Source organism: Qipengyuania sp. L-5Y (genome assembly GCF_056859455.1).
The window spans coordinates 376,306-395,624 of record NZ_JBSXOM010000032.1 but is presented as its reverse complement, the minus strand read 5'-3'; the positions used below and the strand labels follow the sequence as shown (position 1 = coordinate 395,624).

17 protein-coding genes and 2 tRNA genes are annotated in these 19,319 nt (G+C 63.8%); 6 read left to right on the top strand and 13 right to left on the bottom strand.

Annotated features, from left to right (window positions below):
• Position 1 precedes the first annotated feature (1 nt).
• The gene (locus tag AC13F2_RS15555) at positions 2-322 is read left to right on the top strand and encodes a DMT family transporter (RefSeq protein WP_103024385.1); all 321 of its coding nucleotides are present in this window, start codon (positions 2-4) and stop codon (positions 320-322) included.
• Between the two features lie 21 nt (positions 323-343).
• Here AC13F2_RS15555 and AC13F2_RS15550 read toward each other — a convergent pair whose 3' ends face one another.
• Together AC13F2_RS15550 and AC13F2_RS15545 are read right to left on the bottom strand one after the other, a co-directional pair.
• Positions 344-871, bottom strand: a complete 528-nt coding sequence (locus AC13F2_RS15550) for a SixA phosphatase family protein (protein WP_196845833.1) — start codon at positions 869-871, stop codon at positions 344-346.
• 10 nt (positions 872-881) lie between these two features.
• Positions 882-3,620, bottom strand: coding sequence for an ATP-dependent DNA helicase (locus tag AC13F2_RS15545; RefSeq protein ID WP_482964918.1), 2,739 nt, complete (start codon positions 3,618-3,620; stop codon positions 882-884).
• A gap of 198 nt (positions 3,621-3,818) precedes the next feature.
• On the opposite strand from AC13F2_RS15545, the gene AC13F2_RS15540 reads away from it, so the two are divergent.
• Complete coding sequence (locus AC13F2_RS15540) at positions 3,819-4,790, top strand: hypothetical protein (RefSeq protein WP_482964913.1); 972 nt, start codon at positions 3,819-3,821, stop codon at positions 4,788-4,790.
• 87 nt (positions 4,791-4,877) lie between these two features.
• Here the strand turns inward: AC13F2_RS15540 and AC13F2_RS15535 are convergent, their stop codons facing one another.
• Both AC13F2_RS15535 and AC13F2_RS15530 read right to left on the bottom strand, forming a co-directional pair.
• Positions 4,878-5,537, bottom strand: a complete 660-nt coding sequence (locus tag AC13F2_RS15535) for a potassium channel family protein (protein WP_234003214.1) — start codon at positions 5,535-5,537, stop codon at positions 4,878-4,880.
• Positions 5,527-6,855 (bottom strand): TrkH family potassium uptake protein, encoded by a 1,329-nt coding sequence (locus tag AC13F2_RS15530; RefSeq protein ID WP_301641414.1) that lies wholly within the window; start codon positions 6,853-6,855, stop codon positions 5,527-5,529. The genes AC13F2_RS15535 and AC13F2_RS15530 overlap by 11 nt, the downstream gene beginning before the upstream one ends.
• A gap of 121 nt (positions 6,856-6,976) precedes the next feature.
• Here AC13F2_RS15530 and AC13F2_RS15525 point away from each other — a divergent pair, with 121 nt between their 5' ends.
• Positions 6,977-8,602 carry a lysine--tRNA ligase gene (locus tag AC13F2_RS15525; protein ID WP_482964914.1) on the top strand — a complete coding sequence of 542 codons (1,626 nt, stop codon included), beginning with the start codon at positions 6,977-6,979 and terminating at the stop codon, positions 8,600-8,602.
• Positions 8,603-8,641: 39 nt separating this feature from the next.
• On the opposite strand, the gene AC13F2_RS15520 is transcribed toward AC13F2_RS15525, so the two are convergent.
• Positions 8,642-9,313, bottom strand: coding sequence for a prolyl hydroxylase family protein (locus AC13F2_RS15520; RefSeq protein ID WP_103024389.1), 672 nt, complete (start codon positions 9,311-9,313; stop codon positions 8,642-8,644).
• A 98-nt stretch (positions 9,314-9,411) separates the two neighbouring features.
• Here AC13F2_RS15520 and AC13F2_RS15515 point away from each other — a divergent pair, with 98 nt between their 5' ends.
• Positions 9,412-9,966: a cytochrome b gene (locus AC13F2_RS15515; protein WP_103024390.1), complete on the top strand. Its 555-nt coding sequence runs from the start codon at positions 9,412-9,414 to the stop codon at positions 9,964-9,966.
• Positions 9,967-10,050: 84 nt separating this feature from the next.
• On the opposite strand, the gene AC13F2_RS15510 is transcribed toward AC13F2_RS15515, so the two are convergent.
• From AC13F2_RS15510 to AC13F2_RS15500, 3 genes are all read right to left on the bottom strand, one after another.
• Positions 10,051-11,040, bottom strand: coding sequence for an RcnB family protein (locus tag AC13F2_RS15510; protein ID WP_482964915.1), 990 nt, complete (start codon positions 11,038-11,040; stop codon positions 10,051-10,053).
• A gap of 212 nt (positions 11,041-11,252) precedes the next feature.
• Entirely contained in the window at positions 11,253-11,690 is a 438-nt protein-coding gene (locus AC13F2_RS15505; protein ID WP_196845835.1) for an FKBP-type peptidyl-prolyl cis-trans isomerase, read from the bottom strand.
• A gap of 620 nt (positions 11,691-12,310) precedes the next feature.
• On the bottom strand, positions 12,311-12,469 hold the full coding sequence (locus AC13F2_RS15500) for a hypothetical protein (protein ID WP_482970475.1): 159 nt from the start codon (positions 12,467-12,469) through the stop codon (positions 12,311-12,313).
• A 235-nt stretch (positions 12,470-12,704) separates the two neighbouring features.
• Between AC13F2_RS15500 and AC13F2_RS15495 the strand changes: the two genes are divergently transcribed.
• The gene (locus AC13F2_RS15495) at positions 12,705-14,084 is read left to right on the top strand and encodes an NAD-dependent succinate-semialdehyde dehydrogenase (RefSeq protein WP_482965736.1); all 1,380 of its coding nucleotides are present in this window, start codon (positions 12,705-12,707) and stop codon (positions 14,082-14,084) included.
• Between the two features lie 127 nt (positions 14,085-14,211).
• On the opposite strand, the gene AC13F2_RS15490 is transcribed toward AC13F2_RS15495, so the two are convergent.
• Both AC13F2_RS15490 and ettA read right to left on the bottom strand, forming a co-directional pair.
• Positions 14,212-14,385 (bottom strand): hypothetical protein, encoded by a 174-nt coding sequence (locus AC13F2_RS15490; protein ID WP_482965735.1) that lies wholly within the window; start codon positions 14,383-14,385, stop codon positions 14,212-14,214.
• A gap of 154 nt (positions 14,386-14,539) precedes the next feature.
• On the bottom strand, positions 14,540-16,213 hold the full coding sequence (gene ettA, locus AC13F2_RS15485; RefSeq protein WP_103025173.1) for an energy-dependent translational throttle protein EttA: 1,674 nt from the start codon (positions 16,211-16,213) through the stop codon (positions 14,540-14,542).
• Positions 16,214-16,360: 147 nt separating this feature from the next.
• Here ettA and AC13F2_RS15480 point away from each other — a divergent pair, with 147 nt between their 5' ends.
• Positions 16,361-17,710 carry a M20/M25/M40 family metallo-hydrolase gene (locus AC13F2_RS15480; RefSeq protein ID WP_482965734.1) on the top strand — a complete coding sequence of 450 codons (1,350 nt, stop codon included), beginning with the start codon at positions 16,361-16,363 and terminating at the stop codon, positions 17,708-17,710.
• A 7-nt stretch (positions 17,711-17,717) separates the two neighbouring features.
• Here the strand turns inward: AC13F2_RS15480 and AC13F2_RS15475 are convergent, their stop codons facing one another.
• From AC13F2_RS15475 to AC13F2_RS15465, 3 genes are all read right to left on the bottom strand, one after another.
• Entirely contained in the window at positions 17,718-19,064 is a 1,347-nt protein-coding gene (locus AC13F2_RS15475; protein WP_482965733.1) for an MATE family efflux transporter, read from the bottom strand.
• Positions 19,065-19,115: 51 nt separating this feature from the next.
• Positions 19,116-19,192: transfer RNA gene (locus AC13F2_RS15470), tRNA-Pro, on the bottom strand.
• Positions 19,193-19,218: 26 nt separating this feature from the next.
• Positions 19,219-19,295: transfer RNA gene (locus AC13F2_RS15465), tRNA-Ile, on the bottom strand.
• Positions 19,296-19,319: the final 24 nt, after the last annotated feature.

The following is a 19,319-nucleotide window of genomic DNA, read 5'->3' as shown; positions in this document are numbered from 1 at the left end:
TATGGCGTGGCTCGCTTTGTTTTTCGCAGGGCTTTTCGAAATTGTCTGGGCAACCGCGATGAAGCAGTCCGAAGGCTTCACGCGCTTCTGGCCCACCGTCACCATGATCGTTGGAATGATCCTGAGCTTTGGGCTGCTGGCCTGGTCGATGAAGGTGCTGCCGCTGGGAACCGCCTATACGATCTGGACGGGGATCGGCGCGCTCGGGGCCTTCATCATCGGGATTGCCTATTTTGGCGAAGCGTTTTCATTCGCCCGCGTGACGGCTGCCGTCCTGATCGTATGCGGGCTCGTTCTCATGAAAATATCGACGCCGGCCTGATCGGGCGACGCCGCTGCCGGGTCAGTATTCCGGTCCCAGATCGGCGTCGAGGTCGCGCGGGCGGGCGAAGTGCACCAGCTTCCCGCAGCCGTCCCGCAGATCCGCCCAGTCTTCGATGTCGAGTTCGAATACGGCGAAAGCGGCGGTGGGAAATTTTACCTTGGCTTCATCGTACAGGGCGTTTTCGTTTTTCGGAGCCACCAGTTCGAACAGCATGTCGCCAAGGCCGGGATTGTGGCCCGACACGAGCAGCGTGTCGGCATCGCCGCCTGCTTCGCGGATCACTTCCATGATGGTATCCGTTCCTGCGAGGTAGAGCCGTTCGTCCCATTGCGGTTCGAGATCGGGGATGCCTTCGGACAGGGTGAGCTTCACCCGCTCTGCCGGACTGGCGACGAGCTTGTCCCACTTGATCCCATGTTCGCGGATATGATCGCCGACGACCTGCGCGCCCTTGCGGCCACGGGTGTTGAGGCCGCGGTCGAAATCGCGCTTGTCGCTCTGGCCCCAATCGGACTTGGCATGGCGCAGCAGGCCGAGAATTTTCATGCGTGCGTCTTCACTGAGGCTGCTTCTCCGCTGGCGAATGCTCGGGGCTAACAACACCGTTGGCCACGCGCTGTAAAGCTTCTTCGAGTGTCAGCCTCGTGACGGGTGTGCCTTCGGGGAAGGCCGACAGCAGCCGTGTCGGGAATGCGGGAGAGAGGACCACGAAATGGCCGGAGTCCTCGCGCGTGCGGATCAGGCGCCCGAAAGCCTGTGCCAAGCGTGCGCGAATGATCCGGTCGTCATACCGTTTCGCACCGCCATCCTGCTCGGCGGCAGCAGCGCGGCGGGCGCGGTGGAGAATGGTGGGGCGCGGCCAGGGCACACTTTCCATCACCACGCAGCGTAGCGACCGGCCGGGCACGTCGACCCCGTCGCGCAGCGCATCGGTGCCAAGCAGGCTGGCGCGCGGATCGTCCCGGAATATGTCGGTCAGCGTGCCTGTATCGATCGGGTCGACATGCTGGGCATAGAGCGGCAGGCCTGTGCGGGCGAGCCGGTCAGCGATGCGGCCATAGACCGCACGCATCCGGCGGATGGCAGTGAACAGGCCCAGCACGCCGCCATCAGATGCCTCGATCAGCCGCGCGTAGGCGCCGGCGAGGGCCGGAATGTCGCCTTTCCGGATATCGGTGACGATCAGGACTTCGGCACGGCTGGCATAATCGAAGGGGCTGTCTGCCTGCGCTGTCTTTGGGGCGAGTTCGAGATGGGGTGCGCCGCTCTTGGCAATGGCATGAGGCCAGTCGGGCCCGGTTTCGTCGCGATCGGTCAGGGTGGCGCTGGTCAGCATCACCCCGTGAGCCGGTTCGAGCACCACCCGGGCGAACGGCTTCATCGGATCGAGCCAGTGGCGATATAGCCCGACGTCGAATTCGCGGGCATCGTTGCGGTCGACCTGTAGCCAGTCGACGAATTCGGGGTCCGCCGGACCGCCCAGCCGCGACAGCAAGGCTTCCCAGGCTGCGATGAGGTCGATCCGCCAGGCGAGCGAGTGACGGGCCCCCTCGATCCGGGCGCGGCCCTGGCCATCGAGCCAGTCGGGCGCGTCTTCCATGATGGCTTCCAGACGACCGGCGAGTTTCAGCAGGGGAGTGCGTATCGCGGCAAGCGCCTGCGCGGCGGTCCCGGCCGCCTCGACAAGCTCGCCCGGCAGCTGCGCGCATTCGGTTTCGATCCCGTATCCCGCTTCCAGACCGCTTTCGTCGCGCGCGAATGTGGTCGTGCGCACGGCAGCGAGCAATTCCTCGAGCGGGCCGAGGGGGGCAGCTTCGGCCAAACGTCCCAGCCAGCCTTCGGAGGGTAGCGCCTGGGCGGCGTCGACTGCGGCTTCGACGGCCACACCGCCTGCATCGTCATAGCTTGCGACATCGGCGAGCCGCGCCGAAAGCCCACGGCGACGGCCGCGGCTGTTCTTTTCCGGGCCGATGATCCAGCGGCGCAGTTCGATCGCTTCCTGCCCGGTAAGCGCAGCGGAGAACGTGCTGTCGGCGGCATCGAACACATGATGCCCTTCGTCGAAGACGATCCGCGTCGGACGGCTGGCCGGATCGCGCCCCCGTGCTGCGTTGACCATCACCAGCGCATGGTTGGCAATCACGAGATCCGCCTGCGCCGCATTCCTGGCGCTGCGTTCGATGAAGCATTTCCGATAGTGCGGGCAGCCGGCGTAGACGCATTCGCCGCGCTGGTCCGTCAGAGCCGCGATCCCGCGTTTGCGGAAGAGCGTACCGAGCCAGCCGGGAAGATCGCCGCCGATCATGTCGCCATCCTGCGAATAGGCTGCCCAGCGGGCCACGAGATGGGCCAGGATTGCGGGGCGTCCGGCAAACCCGCCTTGCAGCGCATCTTCCAGATTGAGCAGGCAAAGGTAATTTTCCCGCCCCTTTCGCACCACGACTGGCGGTGAGCCGTCCGGGCGCGCTGCCGGCCATGCGCGATTGCTTTCGCGCCGCAATTGCCGCTGGAGGTTCTTGGTATAGGTCGACACCCACACCGTCCCGCCGGAGCGTTCCGCCCACAGGGACGCGGGGGCAAGATAGCCGAGCGTCTTGCCGATGCCGGTCCCGGCCTGCGCCAGTAGCACATGCGGGCGCTTTTGCCGGTCCCGGGGCCCGAAGACATGGCCCGCACCGCGCGAGAAGGACCGCTGGCCTTCGCGCTGTTCGGCGCCTTCGCCGGTCAGCCGGGCAAGCTGGGCCTCGATCTCAGGCTCTTCGATCAATACTTGCGCGGGCTGGGGACGCTCGGGCGCTTCTTCCCATTCGGGCAGGCGGCTGAAGAGCCATTTTTCCGCCCGTTCCGGCCTTTTTATATGCGCCGAGAGAACACCGGCCCATGGCCAGCGCAGTCGGGCGAGCGACTGCAGCGAAGACCATGCGCCTTCGCGTTCGGCCCAGTCTTCGCTTTCGCACGTGGCGATCAGCACGCCTGCCGCCTGCTGGAGCAGTAACGGGACCGATGCGTCGTCCACCGGCTCATCCAGTGACAGCGCATGGGCGAGGCCTTTGGGGGTCGGCACGCAGAACTTGGCCGGGTGGATAAAGGCGAACAGTTCCAGCAGATCGAGGCCGGAAAGGTCGGGGTAACCCAGCCGACTGGCGACCAATGGCGCATTCATCAGCAATTGCGGCGTGTCGGCGGCAGCCATCACGGCTTCGCCTTTCGAACAGCCACGCGTGCCGCCGTTCGCATCGCGTAGCCAGGTGCCCGCGTGGCTGGCGTGAAGGGCGGGAAGAGGCAGGGGCTGGATCACCGAAAGACCATGAAAGGGAGGGAACGAAAAGTAAACAGAAGCTGGCAGAACTATGCCGAAGAGCGCTCGGTTCGTCGTGATTGGTCGGCGCTTAGCCGTGAAACGGATTCGATTATGCGATGTAAAACAGGGAGGTAGAGTTTTCTGAACGGTCGTTCATCGGAACTGTGGCGAAAAGATGCCCGTTTTATAGTCATGAAGAAGACACGCCACTTGATCGCCAGCGCCCCCATTGCGATTGCCGCGATGGCCGCGCTCCACACCACAGCAGGTGCCCAGGAAGCGCCGACCATCGTGCTCGACATACCCGATGAAGCGCCTGCCGCATCGACCGCCCCGGTCGTACCGTCGACCGCGCCGGTCGCAACGACATCGCCGGTACCCGCGCCGATCACCGTTCAGCTTCCCGAGCCCGAGCCGGTGGCAGAACCGCCAGTCGTGAACGAGGCAGAACCGGTTGCGACGACGCAGACGACCCGTGCGGCTACTCGCGAAGCGCCAGCACCAGCGCCGGTCGCCGCCACCCAGCAGGCCGAGCCGACAACAGCGCCGTTCGCGAATAGCGAGCCCGAGGCCGCCAGCCAGCAGCCGCTCGCCGCCGCGACCGCGCCGGAAAGCGCGCCGCCCGCAGCCGAGCTTACGCCCGTGCAGGACCCCGTGAGCGATGGGTCGGGGGCTGCGCTGCTGTTTGCCCTCTTGGCCGTCGGCGGTGTCGGCCTTGCAGCATTCCTGCTGTTCCGTTCGCGTCGCCGTAAGCGGAACGAAGAAGTCCCCGTCATCGAGCAGCCGGTGGTTGCCGAGCCGCTGAGCCGGCACACCGAAACAGTGGGGACGACTTATAACAGCGAGCCTGCCCCGGCGATGCGCGCAGAACCGGTCACGCCCGCACCGATCACGCCCGCGACAAGCAACAAGGACGTGGCCGTCGAACTGCCGAGCGAAGCACCGCGCAATCCGGCGGAGCGCGATCGCCTGCTGAAGCGCATGATCGATGCGAAGCCTGACCGCGCCAACCCTTTCGCCTCGCACAAGGCCCGCGCCAAGAGGGCCCGTCTGATCCTGCAGTCGCTGGGTACCCGCTTTACCGATCGCAAGCCGGGCATCGATCTCAGCCAGTACACCAATGTCTGGCCTGAGCTGCGCGGCTGGCGTCCTGCGACGGCCTAAAAACCCACCCGACCCTCAAAGGTGTCGCAGCGGAAGGGGCGTCCACTACCGAGTTGGGCGTCCCTTTTGCGTGCCAGTTGCCGAATTCTAGATTGCCGAGAACTTTTCGATATCGGCGATGCGGCCCGAGACGACGAGTTCGTCGTCTTCGAAAATGATCGTGTCGGGGACGGCGTGAATGAAATTCTCACCTTCCCGCTTCACGCCCACGACCGTTACATCGAACTTCTTGCGGCACTGGCTGGTGATCAATGGCAGACCCACGATCGGTTCGGGCGCCTTGAGCCGTGCAATGGCGAATTCCTCGCCAAAGGAGATGAAGTCCAGCAGGCGTTCGTTCAGCAGGTGCGCGACGCGTTCGCCCATGCGCTGTTCGGGAAACACGACATGGGTCGCCCCTGTGCGTTCGAGAATGCGGGCGTGCTTGTCGTTGGTGGCTTTCGCCCAGATGTTGGTCAGACCCAGATCCGACAGCGCGAGGACAGCCAGCACGCTGGCTTCGATATCCGTGCCGATGGCCACAACAGCCGCTTCGAAATCGGACACGCCGAGCTGTTCCAGCGTGGTCACTTCGGTGCAGTCGGCTTCGACCACCTTGGTCAGATCGCCGGCGAATTCCTGCACCAGCCGCGGATCTGTATCGGCGCCGAGAACTTCATGGCCCATGCGTTCGAGCGTGCGGGCGATCGCGCCCCCGAACCGGCCGAGACCGACGATCAGGACGGGTTTGCGTGTTTTAGCCGACAATGGGGTTCTCCTCGGGATAGCGATAGGGCCGCTCGCGGCCGCCCAGGGCCAGTGCGGTCGCCACGGTAATGGTGCCCACCCGTCCGATAAACATGAGCGCGCACAGAGCGATCAGTGCGCTGGGCGGCAGATCGGCGGTGATGCCCGTCGACAGGCCTACCGTGGAAAAGGCCGATATGCATTCGAACAGGATATCGTCCAGGGGAAGGGGGCTGATCGATGCGATATAGGTGGTCACGGCGAAGACGAGGGCGGCGGCCAGAACGGTGACCGAAAGGGCCTGACGTTCGACCGCCCGACCGAAGCGGCGCTGGAACAGACCCGCATCGCGGCGACCCAGCACTTCCGACAGGACGATGGCGAACAGGACGAGAAAGGTGGTGACCTTGATACCGCCCGCGGTACCGGCGCTGCCGCCGCCGACGAACATCAGGAAATAATTCGCCATGATCGTTTCGTCGTGAAACGATCCGACGTCGAGGCTGTTGAAACCTGCCGTCCGGGGCATGACCGAATGGAATGCCGCGTTCAGCATTTTCGCGCCCGTTGTCATGGGCCCGAGCGTGTCCGGATTGTCCCATTCCATGGCTGCCGTCGCAACCAGGCCGAACAGCAGCAGCGCCACGGTGCCCGATACGGTGATCTTGGTATGAAGCGACCACTGCCGCCAGCGCAGCTTGTGCCGGCGGATGTCCTGCATCACCGGGAAACCGAGCGCGGTGAGAATGACCGAAAGCATGATCGGTCCCAGAATGACGGGGTCGGTCTGGTAGCTCATCACGCTGTCGGAAAAGCTGGAGAATCCGGCATTGTTGAAGGCGCTGACCGAATGGAACACCCCGTGCCATATCGCGGCGGGAATGGACATACCGTGTGTGATGGCGAAGCGGGCCGCCAGCACCAGGGCGACGGCGGCTTCGACGTAAATGGTGATCTTGAAGACCAGCTTGAGCACGGATGCGGCGTCGCCCGTTTCGAGCCGGTTGCGTTCCACCTGTGTCGCCATGCGATCGCGCAGTCCGAAGCCGCGACCGACCATCAATCCGAACAGGGTCGCTGCTGTCATGATGCCGAAGCCGCCGATCTGGAACAGGATCATCACCACACTCTGGCCGAAAAGGGACCAGTACACGGGCGTGTCCTCTACGATGAGGCCGGTAACGGAAACTGCAGAGGTAGCGGTAAAGAAGGCAGTAAGCAGCGGCGCGCGCGTTCCGTCCGCGGTCGCAAGGGGCAGGCTGAGTATGGCGGTGCCGACGATGATGAACCCGAGAAAAAGCACCGGGATCAATCGAATCGGATCGCGAAAGCGAAGCATGGCGGCCGCCCTTGCTCCCACCTTTCCAACCAGTAAAGCCTAATTGCAGATCGCGGCACTGGTCGATCGCCCGCGCCTTCGCGCTTGCAACCGCGATGCGACTGGGCAAGAGGCAACAGCCATGAGCATGACCGATCTTATTACCGCCGCACGCGTTTCCAAGGCCTGGCCGTTTCAGGAGGCCCAGCGCCTGCTCAAACGCTATCCCGACGGTGCCAAGCCGGACGGTTCGCCGGTCCTGTTCGAAACCGGGTACGGACCCAGCGGTCTGCCGCATATCGGCACGTTCCAGGAAGTGCTGCGGACCACGCTGGTGCGCCGCGCCTTCGAAGCCATGATCGGCGCGAAGCCGGACGACGGCAAGACGCGCCTTGTCGCCTTCAGCGACGACATGGACGGGCTGCGCAAGGTGCCGGACAATATCGCCAACAAGGACGTGCTGGCAGCCAATCTGGGCAAGCCGCTGACACGTATTCCGGATCCGTTCGGCACGCGTGAAAGCTTTGCGCATCACAACAATGCGATGCTGCGCGAATTCCTCGACCGGTTCGGTTTCGAATATGAGTTCATGTCCGCCAGCGACCGCTACAACTCGGGCGCTTTCGACGACGCCCTGCGGCAGGTACTGCGCAAGAACGGCGCGATCCTCGACATCATGTTGCCGACATTGCGCGAAGAACGGCGCAAGACCTATTCGCCCGTCCTGCCCATCAGCCCGACCACGGGAGCGGTGTTGCAGGTGCGGGTCGAAGTGGTCGATGCCGAAGCTGGCACGATCCGCTTCACCGATGAAGATGGCAGCGTGGTCGAGCAGTCCGCGCTTGGTGGCATGTCCAAGCTGCAGTGGAAGGTCGACTGGGCGATGCGCTGGTATGCGCTGGGCGTCGATTACGAGATGTGCGGCAAGGACCTGACCGACAGCGTCACACAGTCGGGCAAGATCGTGCAGGTCCTGGGCGGCAAGAAGCCCGAAGGGCTGATCTACGAACTCTTCCTCGACGAGAAGGGAGAGAAGATCTCCAAGTCGAAGGGCAACGGGCTGACGATCGAGGAATGGCTGACCTATGGCAGCGAAGAGAGCCTGGGTTTCTACATCTTCCCCAATCCCAAGAGCGCCAAGCAGCTTCATGTGGGCGTGATCCCGCGCGCGGTGGACGATTACTGGCAGTTCCGCGAACGCCTGTCCGAACAGGATCTGGACAAGCAACTGGGCAATCCGGTGTGGCACCTTGCGCGTGCCAATGGCGGCTTCGAAGGCAGCGAAGCACCGGGTGCGGGCGAAAGCCTGCCGGTGACCTATGGACTGCTGCTCAACCTTGCCAGCGTGCTCGGCGCCGAAGCGAGCGAGGCATCGCTGCGCGATTATCTGGAAAGCTACATCGGCGCAGGCCAGATCACGCCGGAACTGGAAGTGCTGATCAGCACTGCGGTTGCCTATACGCGCGATTACATCGTGCCCACTCTGGACAAGCGCGCACCGACCACGAACGAGGCGGAGGCGCTCCGCACGCTCGATGCCTATCTGGCCGATGCGAGCGAGGATACGAGCGCGGAAGATTTGCAGACGCAGGTCTATGAAATCGGCAAGCGCGAGGAATACGGGTTCGAGAGCCTGCGCGACTGGTTCAAGGCGCTGTACCAGACATTGCTGGGCAGCGAGCAGGGACCGCGCATGGGCAGCTTCATCGCGCTTTACGGCGTCGCCAACACCCGCAAGCTGATTGCCGAGGCGCTGGCGAAGGCATAGTCGCTCCGGCCCGGGGCGAGGCCTCGGCGACCTGACAGGTCAGGTGTGCTTGCGCGTGCGGTACCATTTGGTCAGCACGTATTTCTGACCCTTGATGACCGGCGTGCCGGCGTGAAGCGTATCTTCATTCGGCAGGCCTTCGGGCGTGGCGTTGTTCCACACCAGGAGAACGCCGGGCTTGGGTTCGATCGAGGCGCCCACCTCGACGAAGTGGGTGTGGCCGCCTTCTTCAACTTCGTTGAGGAAGGCCATGGCGGTCCAGCAACGCTGGCCGCCCCGCTTGCGTTCGATGTTCCAATATTCCTGATCGGTATAGAACCAGTCGTTATGCGGCTTGAATTCCTGACCCGGCAGATAGCGCTGGCCCTGGATATTCTCGCCCACCTTTCCCGGCAGGCCGAGCGCATCGTCGATGCGGCGCGAGATCGATTTGACGAAGGGATCGTGGGGATCGAAATTGCCTGAATAGGACGTGCGGAATTTGGCCACATAGGCCGTTTCGTGAAGCTGGCTGGGCCGGGCGACGGCATCGATCATATGCATCAGGCGCTGGCATTCTTCCGGCGTGAAGAAATCGCCGATGGCGTAGATGTCGGCCTTGTCGGTCGGGACCCGGTAGGCCTGCGGATCGGCATCGAGACGTTTGCGAACTCTGGCGCCGACACGCTTCAGAGCATCCTGATCGGGAACGGGGGCGGTCTTGGTAGTCATGCGGGACGTGTAGCAATCGCATCGTCTGCGACAAGACGTGACTTGCCAGTTTGCACGCGCCCGGTAGGTAGGGGTGAAACGTTCCGGGGGAATGGACCATGACCGACACGACTGCGCGCCGCTATTCTGCAGGGGCGATGATATTTCACTGGCTGATCGCCATACTCGTCATCGCCAACTGGCAGATCGTCGAACGTGCCCATGATTTCGAAGGCGCGATGCGCGGCACGGTCATGGGTTATCACAAGGCCGTGGGCATCACGATCCTGGTGCTGACCGTGGGACGGTTGCTGTGGCGTTCCACGCACAAGGTGCCGCCCCTGCCGTCCGATCTTGCCGGATGGGAAAAGACGCTGGCGCGCACAGTGCATGTCATCTTCTACGTCCTGCTTATCGCGCTGCCGCTGGGCGGCTGGCTGGCGAATTCGCTGACCGGGCGAAGCATCGATTTCTTCGGCCTGTTCACCATTCCGCAGCTTCCGGTGGGTGAGAACAGGGCGCTGGGCGGCACCATCTTCGACATGCACGCGCTGGGCGGATCGATCTTCATCTATCTGATCGCGCTGCATATCCTCGGCGCACTGAAGCATACTTTCTTCGACAAGAACGGCGGCATTTTCCGCATGCTGCCATTTGGCAAGGTTCCGGGCTGAGGCCCACGAAAAAGCCCCCGCCGATCACTCGACGGGGGCCTCATTGCCGACCGGACCACTCTCAAGCCGGCCGGCGGAAGGCGGTTACCAGAAGAAGTCGTAGATCACGTCGACCACTTCGCCGCTGTAGATATCGACCAGCATCACATCGTCGTAATAGCGGACCCAGCGATAGGGGCCGTAGACGGCGGGCAGGCGATAGCGCCACGGATCGTTGATCTGATACCGGCTGCCGAAGAACAGGCTGCCCAGCTGGAAGCCGATGCTCAGGCGGCGGTAGCGGTAATCGCGATAGGGCGAGTAATAGCGGCCGAGGCGATAGACGTTCCGGTTGCTGTGCCGGTAGCGCTGCCAGTCATAGCGGTTGTTGTTGCGCCAGCCACGCGAATCCCAGCGGTTGTAATCGTGCCAGCGGCGGCCGTCGTAATAGCGTGACTGACGCTGGTCACGGCGGGCTTCGCGGTAACCGTCCCGGTATCCGTCGCGGCGGATGTTGCGATCTTCATACCGGTCGCGGCGACGTTCGGCCTGACGACCGTTGCGATAGGCATTGTCGCGAATGCGGCGGTCTTCGCGCACGTCCCGCCGACGTTCGTCACGGCGGCCGTCGCGATAGGCCTCGCGCCGCGCTTCCTGGCGACGGTCGACACGGTTGCGGTCGGTGTAGGAACGGTTGCGATCGCCGGAGTAGCTGCGATTGCGCTGCTGCGCTTCCGCCCGGGCGGCCTGGGCGCGGGCGGCCTGTTCGCGCGCCTGCTGGGAGCCACGATTGTCACGATTGAAATTGCGGTCGCCGCGGCTGATCGTGGCATCGCCGCGATTGCCCTGCCAGGCTTCGCGGCGCTGTTCGCGACGTTCGCTGCGCTGCTGGCGGGCCTCGCCGCGCTGGCGGGCTTCACCGCGATTGCCGCGCTGCTGGCGCGCATCGCCGCCGCGATTACCACGGTCGCCGCGATCTGCGCGTTCCTGCCGGTCGCGGGATTGCGCCACGGCTTCGGCGGGGAGGGCGGTGATCGCCATCGCCGCCGCGAGAGCGCCGAGCGCGCCGCCCTTCATCAATTTGGTCAGTTTCATGGAGCGAATCCTTCGTCGGGTACTGCCGCTCCACCACCTGCGGCTGTTGTCGATGTCGCAACATGTAACACAACGGGCTGACCCGTAAGTGAACCGACTTGACGACCTTACGTTCATCTTAAGGCCGCATAACCTGAACCTCGCGTAAGAGGTCAGGAGGTGGCCGGGCGGCACAGCGCTCGCCTTGGAGCGCCGCCGCCCGGCCGGATCGATCAGGCAGCCTGCTTGATATCGCGCAGGGTAATGTCGAAGGTAAGATCTTCGCCTGCGAGCGGGTGGTTGCCATCGGCCTTGATCGTCTGATCGCCGACTTCGACGATGTAGAGCGTCATGGGCGAACCGTCCTGCGCCTGCGCCTGCATGGCCATGCCGGGCTGCGGAGCGGGTTCGGGCGGCAGGTTTTCACGCGGAATGTCGATCACCAGCGCATCCTGGCGCGGGCCGAAGGCATTGGCGCAATCGATCGAAACGCTCTGTTCTTCGCCGACGGCCATGCCGGTCAGCGCTTCTTCGATCTGCGGGAATATCTGGCCGCTACCGATGGTGATGTCCTGCGGGCCGGCCTGCTGGGTATTGCCGACTTCTTCGCCGTCGGTGCGCTTGAGTACGTAGTCGATGGTGACGGTGTCACCGCTGTTGGGAGTGGTCATGAATATCCTTCAAGATTTCGTGTTCGCAGCGCGAGGGTTGCACTGCTCGGGAAATGCACCCGCGGACCGGGCGCGTCGCGCGCGAGTCTGTCAAAGGTGGGTGGGGGGAGTCAAACGAAGCGGACCCGAGCCCGGAATTTCCGCTTTGGGCAGACCATCACGCACGGTGAATGGCAGTGGTGAAAGAACGTGGGTAGTGGGACACACGAAAACATCCGGCGGCGAGCCCGGACCGTAATGCCTACAAAACAAGATCACGCGGCCGGAGCGAACCTTGCGCGAGACGCGCGGCGTAGCCCGGGAGCGGGATGGCGGTGGCCGGGACGTGTCGGCGCGGTTCGCGTGGCTGCCTGCCGGGCCTCGTGCGAAGGGTGATAAAGCCGCATCGCACGGATATTTCATGCACTACCGGAGCCTTGAGGCGGCAGGGCATGAACACGAACCTGAACCCCGATTATACTCGTGTGCGACATGGGCAATCGGTGCGACGGGGAGGGTTCGCCTTACAAAGCGTGGAGCCCCTGCCGCTGTCCGCGCGGGCGAAAGGGCCCCGCAACCGCTATCGTACTGCCTGCCGCATCCGGTGAAGGAGGAGAGGTGTCCTTGCGATCCGGAAGAGGTCATCCGATCCCGATCTGGACGCCCGCGCCTTTCGCACCGGCCGCGTCGCCCTTCCGGACACCGCCGTCGCGGGCCATGGGGGCAAGGAAGGGGGTGCACCAGCTTTCGCGCCCTCCCGATCCGGCGGGGGCTATGCCGAAAAGGTGTATGAAAGTCAAGTATTTAGCGCAGAAATAGGATTGTTCGAGAGGGGGTCCTACGGCTGGTGGTGGGGACGCTTGCGGTCATTGGCGAGACGGCGATGACGCGCCGCGTAAGGCTGGATTCCCGCCTGCGCGGGGATGACGAGGGCGGGTGTGGGACGGGACGTGAAGTTGCTCGACCAATTAGTGTTGGAACGTTCGGGGGCGCTCGTTCCTTGAGTGGGTAAACAGACACGAAAGAGAAACCCCCATGTCCACCATCACCACCGTCAATCCCGCAACCGGCGAAAACATCGAGAGCTTCGAGATGATTTCCGCCAAGGACGCCGCGGCCAAGGTCGAGGCCTGCCACGAGGCCTTTAGCGAATGGAAGCTGAAAAGCCTGGAAGAACGGGCTGCCGTAATCGGCGGCATCGGCAAGGCCCTGCGCGACAACAAGGAAGAACTTGCGCAGTTGATGACGCGCGAGGTCGGCAAGCTGATCGGCGACAGCCGTGACGAGATCGAGCTGTGCGCCGGCATCTGCGACTATACCGCCGCCACCGGGCCGAAGGAGCTGGCCGACGAAAAACGCGATCCCAGCAATGCGGCGCGCGGCATCGTCACCTATTCGCCGATCGGCGTGATCTACGGCATCCAGCCGTGGAATTTTCCCGCCTATCAGGTGATCCGCTATGCCATCGCCAGCCTGATGGCCGGGAACGGCGTGCTGCTGAAGCACTCCTCGCTCTGCACCGGCAGCGGACTGATGATCGAGAAGATATTCAGGGAAGGCGGCCTGCCCGAGAACCTGTTCACCGTGCTGGTGATCGATCACGACACGTCGGATGAAATCATCGCCCACGACAAGGTGCGCGGCGTAACGCTGACCGGATCGGACGGGGCGGGGCGCCACGTGGCGGAGAAGGCGGCCAAGGTCATCAAGAAGACCGTGCTGGAGCTGGGTTCGAACGATGCCTATCTGGTGCTGGAAGACGCCGACCTGGCGAAGGCAGCCGATGTGTGCGCGCAGGCGCGCCTCTACAACAATGGCCAGACTTGCATCAACGGCAAGCGCTTCATCGTGACCGACAAGGTCTATGACGCGTTTCTGGAAAAGTTCGTCGGGCGTTTCGAAGGGGTCAAGCTTGGCGATCCGACCGCCAAGGATAGCGACATGGGACCGATGTCGTCGGCGGACCTGCGCGACGATCTGCAGAAGCAGGTGGACGAATCCGTATCCAAGGGCGCCAAGATTGCCTGCGGTGGCAAAATCCCCGACGGACCGGGCGCGTTCTATCCCGCGACCGTGCTCACCGATGTTGCACCGGGGCAGCCGGCCTATGACGACGAACTGTTCGGCCCGGTCGCCAGCGTGATCCGCGCAAAGGACGACGAGGACGCGATGCGCCTCGCCAATGACAGCCGTTATGGCCTCGGCGGCGGCATATTGTGCGGCGATACCGACCGCGCGATCGAACTGGCGAGCAAGCACTTCGACACCGGAATGGTCTATATCAACACCTATGGCGTGGCGGACCCATCGATGCCCTTCGGCGGGGTGAAGAATTCGGGCTATGGCCGCGAACACGGCGGCTTCGGCGTCAAGGAATTCGTCAACGCGAAGGCGATCTTCATCGGCGCGGAGTAACTAGCTCGTCGATCTTGCAGAGGGCCGTAAGCCAACCCGGGGCCTGCGGCCCTTCTGTCTGAATTAGTTATGGTTGCGCGGTATTATGCGTCGCGGCAGCGCAACCGCAGCGCCCTGCTGGACGCCCTTACCGCTGCGCGGCCGTCGCATCCCGTGCATTGTCCCGCAGCGCCATATCCTTGCCCACATTATAGCCGAAATAGCCGAAGACAATTATCGCCACGAGCGCGAGCAAGAACAGCGACGTCGCGTTCGTCAGCTTTTTGCGTCCCGATTGATTGGCCGTTGAATGGTTCGTCACTGAAAGCTCCCTCGAACAGCGGCAGGCTATGTACCAACCGGAACAAGGTCAATGAATTTGGCCAGAACGCCTGGCCCGCGCTTCGTCATCCCCGCGCAGGCAGGGATGACGAAATACGGTGGAGAGACCGACGCAAAGCGCGGCCTCAGCCTTTTCAGCGCGTAAGCTTCTTGTACGCCAGTCTTGTCGGACGGTCCGCAGCGTCGCCCAGGCGGCGGCGCTTGTCTTCTTCGTAGGCTTCGAAATTGCCTTCGAACCATTCCACGTGGCTGTCGCCTTCGAAGGCGAGGATGTGGGTGGCCAGACGGTCGAGGAAAAAGCGGTCGTGCGAGATGACCACGGCGCAGCCGGCGAAGTTTTCGATCGCCTCTTCCAGCGCGCCCAGCGTTTCCACGTCGAGATCGTTGGTCGGTTCGTCCAGCAGCAGCACGTTGCCGCCTTCTTTCAGCATCTTGGCCATGTGCACGCGGTTGCGTTCACCGCCCGACAGCTTGCCGACGTTCTTCTGCTGGTCCGCGCCCTTGAAGTTGAACGCGCCGACATAGGCCCGCGTGCTGGTGTCGTGGCCGTTGACCTTCATGTAATCGAGCCCGTCGGAGATTTCCTCCCACACGTTCTTGCTCGCATCGAGATGGTCGCGGCTCTGGTCGACGAAGCCCAGGTGGACGGTCGATCCGATTTCCACGGTACCGCTGTCGGGTTCTTCCTTGCCGGTCAGGATCTTGAACAGCGTGGACTTACCCGCGCCGTTGGGGCCGATCACGCCGACGATGCCGCCCGGGGGCAGCATGAAAGACAGGTCTTCGAACAGCAGCTTGTCGCCATAGGCCTTGGTGATGTTCTTGGCTTCGATGACCTTGCCGCCAAGACGTTCGGGCACCTGGATGACGATCTGGGCCTTGCCGGGCTTGCGATCCTTCTGGCCTTCCTGGAGTTCCTCGAACTTGCGGATACGGGCCTTGGACTTGGTCTGGCGGGCGCTGGGCGTCTGCCGGATCCATTCCAGTTCGCGCGAAAGGGCTTTCGAGCGGCCGCTTTCCTCGCGGCTTTCCTGTTCGAGGCGTTTGGCCTTCTTTTCCAGATAGGTCGAGTAATTGCCTTCGTACGGATAGTAGCTGCCGCGGTCGAGCTCGAGGATCCATTCGACCACATTGTCGAGGAAGTAGCGATCGTGGGTGATCATCAGCACCGCACCCGCGTAATCCTTGAGGTGGTTTTCGAGCCACTGGACGCTTTCGGCGTCGAGGTGGTTGGTCGGTTCGTCCAGCAGCAGAATGGAGGGCTTCTGGATCAGCAGGCGGGTAAGCGCGACGCGGCGCTTTTCACCGCCCGACAGGTCGGTGACGGGCCAGTCGCCCGGCGGGCACCGCAGCGCTTCCATCGCGACTTCGAGCTGGTTGTCGAGCGTCCAGCCATCGACCGCGTCGATCTTGTCCTGCAGTTCCGACATCTCGGTGCTGAGCGCGTCGAAATCGGCATCTTCCTCGCCCATTTCCATGCCGATCGCATTGAAGCGTTCGACCATGTCGGCGATGCCGCGCGCGCCGTCCTTGACGTTTTCGAGCACGGTCTTGCTTTCGTCGAGTTCGGGCTCCTGCTCGAGATAGCCAACGGTGATGTTCTCGCCCGGCCATGCCTCGCCGGTGAAATCGGTGTCGATGCCGGCCATGATCTTGATCAGCGTCGACTTACCTGCGCCGTTGGGGCCCACGATGCCGATCTTGGCGCCCTGGTAGAACTGCAGGTTGATGTTGCTGAGCACCGGCTTCTGGGCACCGGGGAAGGTCTTGGTCATGTCCTTCATCACGAAGGCGTATTGCGCGGCCATCTGGCGAATCCTTTTGGCGAGATCTGGAGTGGGGCGGGGCACCGCCCGCGTGACATGGGGCCGCAGATAGGGATGCAGGCGCAAAGGAGCAAGCGGAACGCGCAAAGCGGTGGACAGCGCGGGCCGGGCGACATAGCAGATGCGGCCATGCACAAACCCATCCTCGCGCTTGCCGCGCTTTCGCTCACCGCTCCCGCCCATGCCGACACCGCCGACGACGCGCTGAAAAGCGATACGATCGCGTGGGATTTCGTCGAGGGAATCACGACGGAAGTGGGGCCGCGTATGGCCGGTACCGAAGCCGAAGCGCGCGGGCGCGCCTGGGCGCTGGAATGGCTGAACGCCAACGGCTTCGCCAATGTCGTCGAAGAGCCGTACGACATGCCGACCTGGGTGCGCGGGGAAGAACGCGCCGAGATCACCGGCCCGTTCCCGCAGCCGATGCAGATCACCGCACTGGGAACCAGCGCATCGACCGGGCCGAAGGGCATCGAGGCGGAAGTGGTCTACTTCCCCAGCTATGCCGATCTGGAAGCGGCGGCACCGGGCAGCCTGAAGGGCAAGATCGCCTTCATCAGCCACGACATGCGCCCGACGCAGGACGGTTCGGGTTACGGCTTTGCCGGCCCGGCGCGCTGGACCGGCGCGGGACTGGCCGCCAGCAAGGGCGCCGTGGCCACGGTCATCCGCTCGATCGGCACCGAAAACCACCGCACGCCGCATACCGGCGGCACGAGCTTTCCCGAGGGCGTGAAGGCGACGCCCGCTGGCGCGCTATCGAACCCCGATGCGGACAATCTGGAGCGCATTTTCGCACGCGCCGATGGCCAGCCGGTCACCATGCGGTTGACCATGACCCCGCGCGATGTCGGCACCACCAAGAGCGGCAATGTGACGGGCGAGATCGTAGGGCGCGATCCTTCGCTGCCGCCGCTGCTGCTGGCCTGCCATCTCGATAGCTGGGATCTTGGCACGGGCGCGATCGACGACGGTGCAGGCTGCGGTATCGCCGCTGCCGCCGCCAAGCATGTCGCCGCCGCCGGCCAGCCGCTGCGCACGATCCGCGTGCTGTTTGCAGGGGCGGAAGAAACCGGCCTGTGGGGCAGCAAGGCCTATGCCGCGGCCCACGCGGACGAACCCTTCATGGTGGGATATGAAAGCGATTTCGGTGCCGACCGCATCTGGCGTATCGACAGCAATTTCACCAAGAGCGATCCCGAACTTTACAAGGCTCTGGCGCAGGCCGTAGCGCGTTTCGGCGTTGCACCCTCTGCCGCTGTGGCGACGGGCGGGGCCGACATCAACGTGATCCGCGAGCAAGGCGCCGCGATCATCGATCTGCAGCAGGACGGCACCCGCTATTTCGACCTGCACCACACGCCCGACGATACGCTGGACAAGATCGACCCCGAACAGCTGCGCCAGAACGTGGCTGTGTGGACGGCGGTGACCAATGTGCTCGCCAACCACAACCGGCCGATCGTAGTCGGGGAGTGACGCCTGCCTAGGGAAGGGCGGCGCGGAAATGCCGGGCGATCAGCCTGCGCATTGCCACCAGCTGCAGCCCGGCCCGAAGGACTAGGAAGGCGATGAAGCTGAGCCACAGCCCGTCATTGCCGAGCGGCCAGGTCAACAATAGCAGGACGGCATAGCCCGCGACTGCGCCGACCATCGTCAGCAGCAGAGCGCGCGTCCAGCTCGCCCCCACAAAAACGCCGTCGAGCACGAAGCCCGCGAACCCCGCGAGAGGGATCGCAACGAGCCACGGCCATAGCTGGCGCGCCTCGCTCGCAACGGCAGGCGTGGCGGCGAAGCTGTCGGTAATCGTGCCGCCAATGGCGGCGAAGGCAAGGGCCAGCACGATGGCAACGGCTAGGCAGCGCCACAGGATCAACCGGATATAAGCCGTGAAGCCCACGCGGTCTTCATCGCCGGCTCGTTCGCCGTTGATGACCTGCGCGGCGTTTTCGAACCCGTCGAGCAGCAGCGCCGAAAGCACGAAGAGCTGGTAGATGATGCCGTTCGCCGCCAGGACGACGGGCCCGCGTTCCGCACCCAGCCGGGTGAGGGCAGTGATGGCGACCATCAGCACCACCGTGCGCAGGAACAGGTCACGATTGACGGCGAGGAAGGGCTTGAGGGCGGCGAGCGAAACGCTTGTCCCCGACCGTAGCGCCTCGCCGATCTCGCCCCCGGCAATGCGCCAGATGACCAGCGATGCGATCGCCAGCTTGGCAAATTCGGCCGTGAAGCTGGACCAGCCGATCCCGGCGATGCCCCAGTCCAGACCAAGCGCCAGCCACAGGCCGAGCGCGACGTTGAGCAGATTGTAGAAAACCTCGATCGCCAGCACTTCGCGCATCCGGCGACGACCGACGAGAAAGCCGACCAGCGCGAAGTTGGCCATGACGGCTGGTGCGCTCCAGTACCGGATGTCGGCATAGACCACGGCGGCCGTGCGCACGCGGGCTTCGGCCCCGAGGGCATCGAGCAGCAGCGGCATGAGCACCGGCTTGGCCAATAGCAGCAGGGCGGCAATGGCGCCGCCGACGACCAGACCCTTGATCAGAACCGCCGCCTGCGCCTGCGCGCCGGAGCGTGTGCCCGCCTGCGCAACGAGGCCCGTGGTGCCAGTCTTCAGGAAATTCATTACGGTGAACAGCGCGGCGAACAGCTTGGCCCCGATATCGACCGCGCCTTGCGTCGGTGCATCGCCAAGCTGGCCGACAATCCACATGTCGCCCACGCCGATCAGGGCCGTGGCGACATTGGTCACCATGGCGGGCAGCGCGATGGCCCAGATCAGACGGGTGTCGAAAGTGGGGGAGGGTGCGGCTGTCTGGCTAGTCAAACGGCGCACCTCCCGTGCTTCGCTTGCGACATGTCTGCCCTGCTGGAAATCTGGTCGGGGAGACTGGATTCGAACCAGCGACCCCTTGTACCCAAAACAAGTGCGCTACCAGGCTGCGCCACTCCCCGACCGATTTCCCGCATAGCGCCGAGCTTGGTGGGCCCGGCAGGACTCGAACCCGCGACCTAGCCGTTATGAGCGGCCAGCTCTAACCAACTGAGCTACAGGCCCCCAGCCACGCCGTGCGGAGAAGCG

Coding starts and splice junctions, on each gene's coding strand:
- AC13F2_RS15555 (WP_103024385.1), top strand. CDS start 2: ATGGCGTGGCTCGCTTTGTTTTTCGCAGGGCTTTTCGAAATTGTCTGG.
- AC13F2_RS15550 (WP_196845833.1), bottom strand. CDS start 871: ATGAAAATTCTCGGCCTGCTGCGCCATGCCAAGTCCGATTGGGGCCAG.
- AC13F2_RS15540 (WP_482964913.1), top strand. CDS start 3,819: ATGAAGAAGACACGCCACTTGATCGCCAGCGCCCCCATTGCGATTGCC.
- AC13F2_RS15530 (WP_301641414.1), bottom strand. CDS start 6,855: ATGCTTCGCTTTCGCGATCCGATTCGATTGATCCCGGTGCTTTTTCTC.
- AC13F2_RS15525 (WP_482964914.1), top strand. CDS start 6,977: ATGAGCATGACCGATCTTATTACCGCCGCACGCGTTTCCAAGGCCTGG.
- AC13F2_RS15520 (WP_103024389.1), bottom strand. CDS start 9,313: ATGACTACCAAGACCGCCCCCGTTCCCGATCAGGATGCTCTGAAGCGT.
- AC13F2_RS15515 (WP_103024390.1), top strand. CDS start 9,412: ATGACCGACACGACTGCGCGCCGCTATTCTGCAGGGGCGATGATATTT.
- AC13F2_RS15510 (WP_482964915.1), bottom strand. CDS start 11,040: ATGAAACTGACCAAATTGATGAAGGGCGGCGCGCTCGGCGCTCTCGCG.
- AC13F2_RS15505 (WP_196845835.1), bottom strand. CDS start 11,690: ATGACCACTCCCAACAGCGGTGACACCGTCACCATCGACTACGTACTC.
- AC13F2_RS15495 (WP_482965736.1), top strand. CDS start 12,705: ATGTCCACCATCACCACCGTCAATCCCGCAACCGGCGAAAACATCGAG.
- ettA (WP_103025173.1), bottom strand. CDS start 16,213: ATGGCCGCGCAATACGCCTTCGTGATGAAGGACATGACCAAGACCTTC.
- AC13F2_RS15480 (WP_482965734.1), top strand. CDS start 16,361: ATGCACAAACCCATCCTCGCGCTTGCCGCGCTTTCGCTCACCGCTCCC.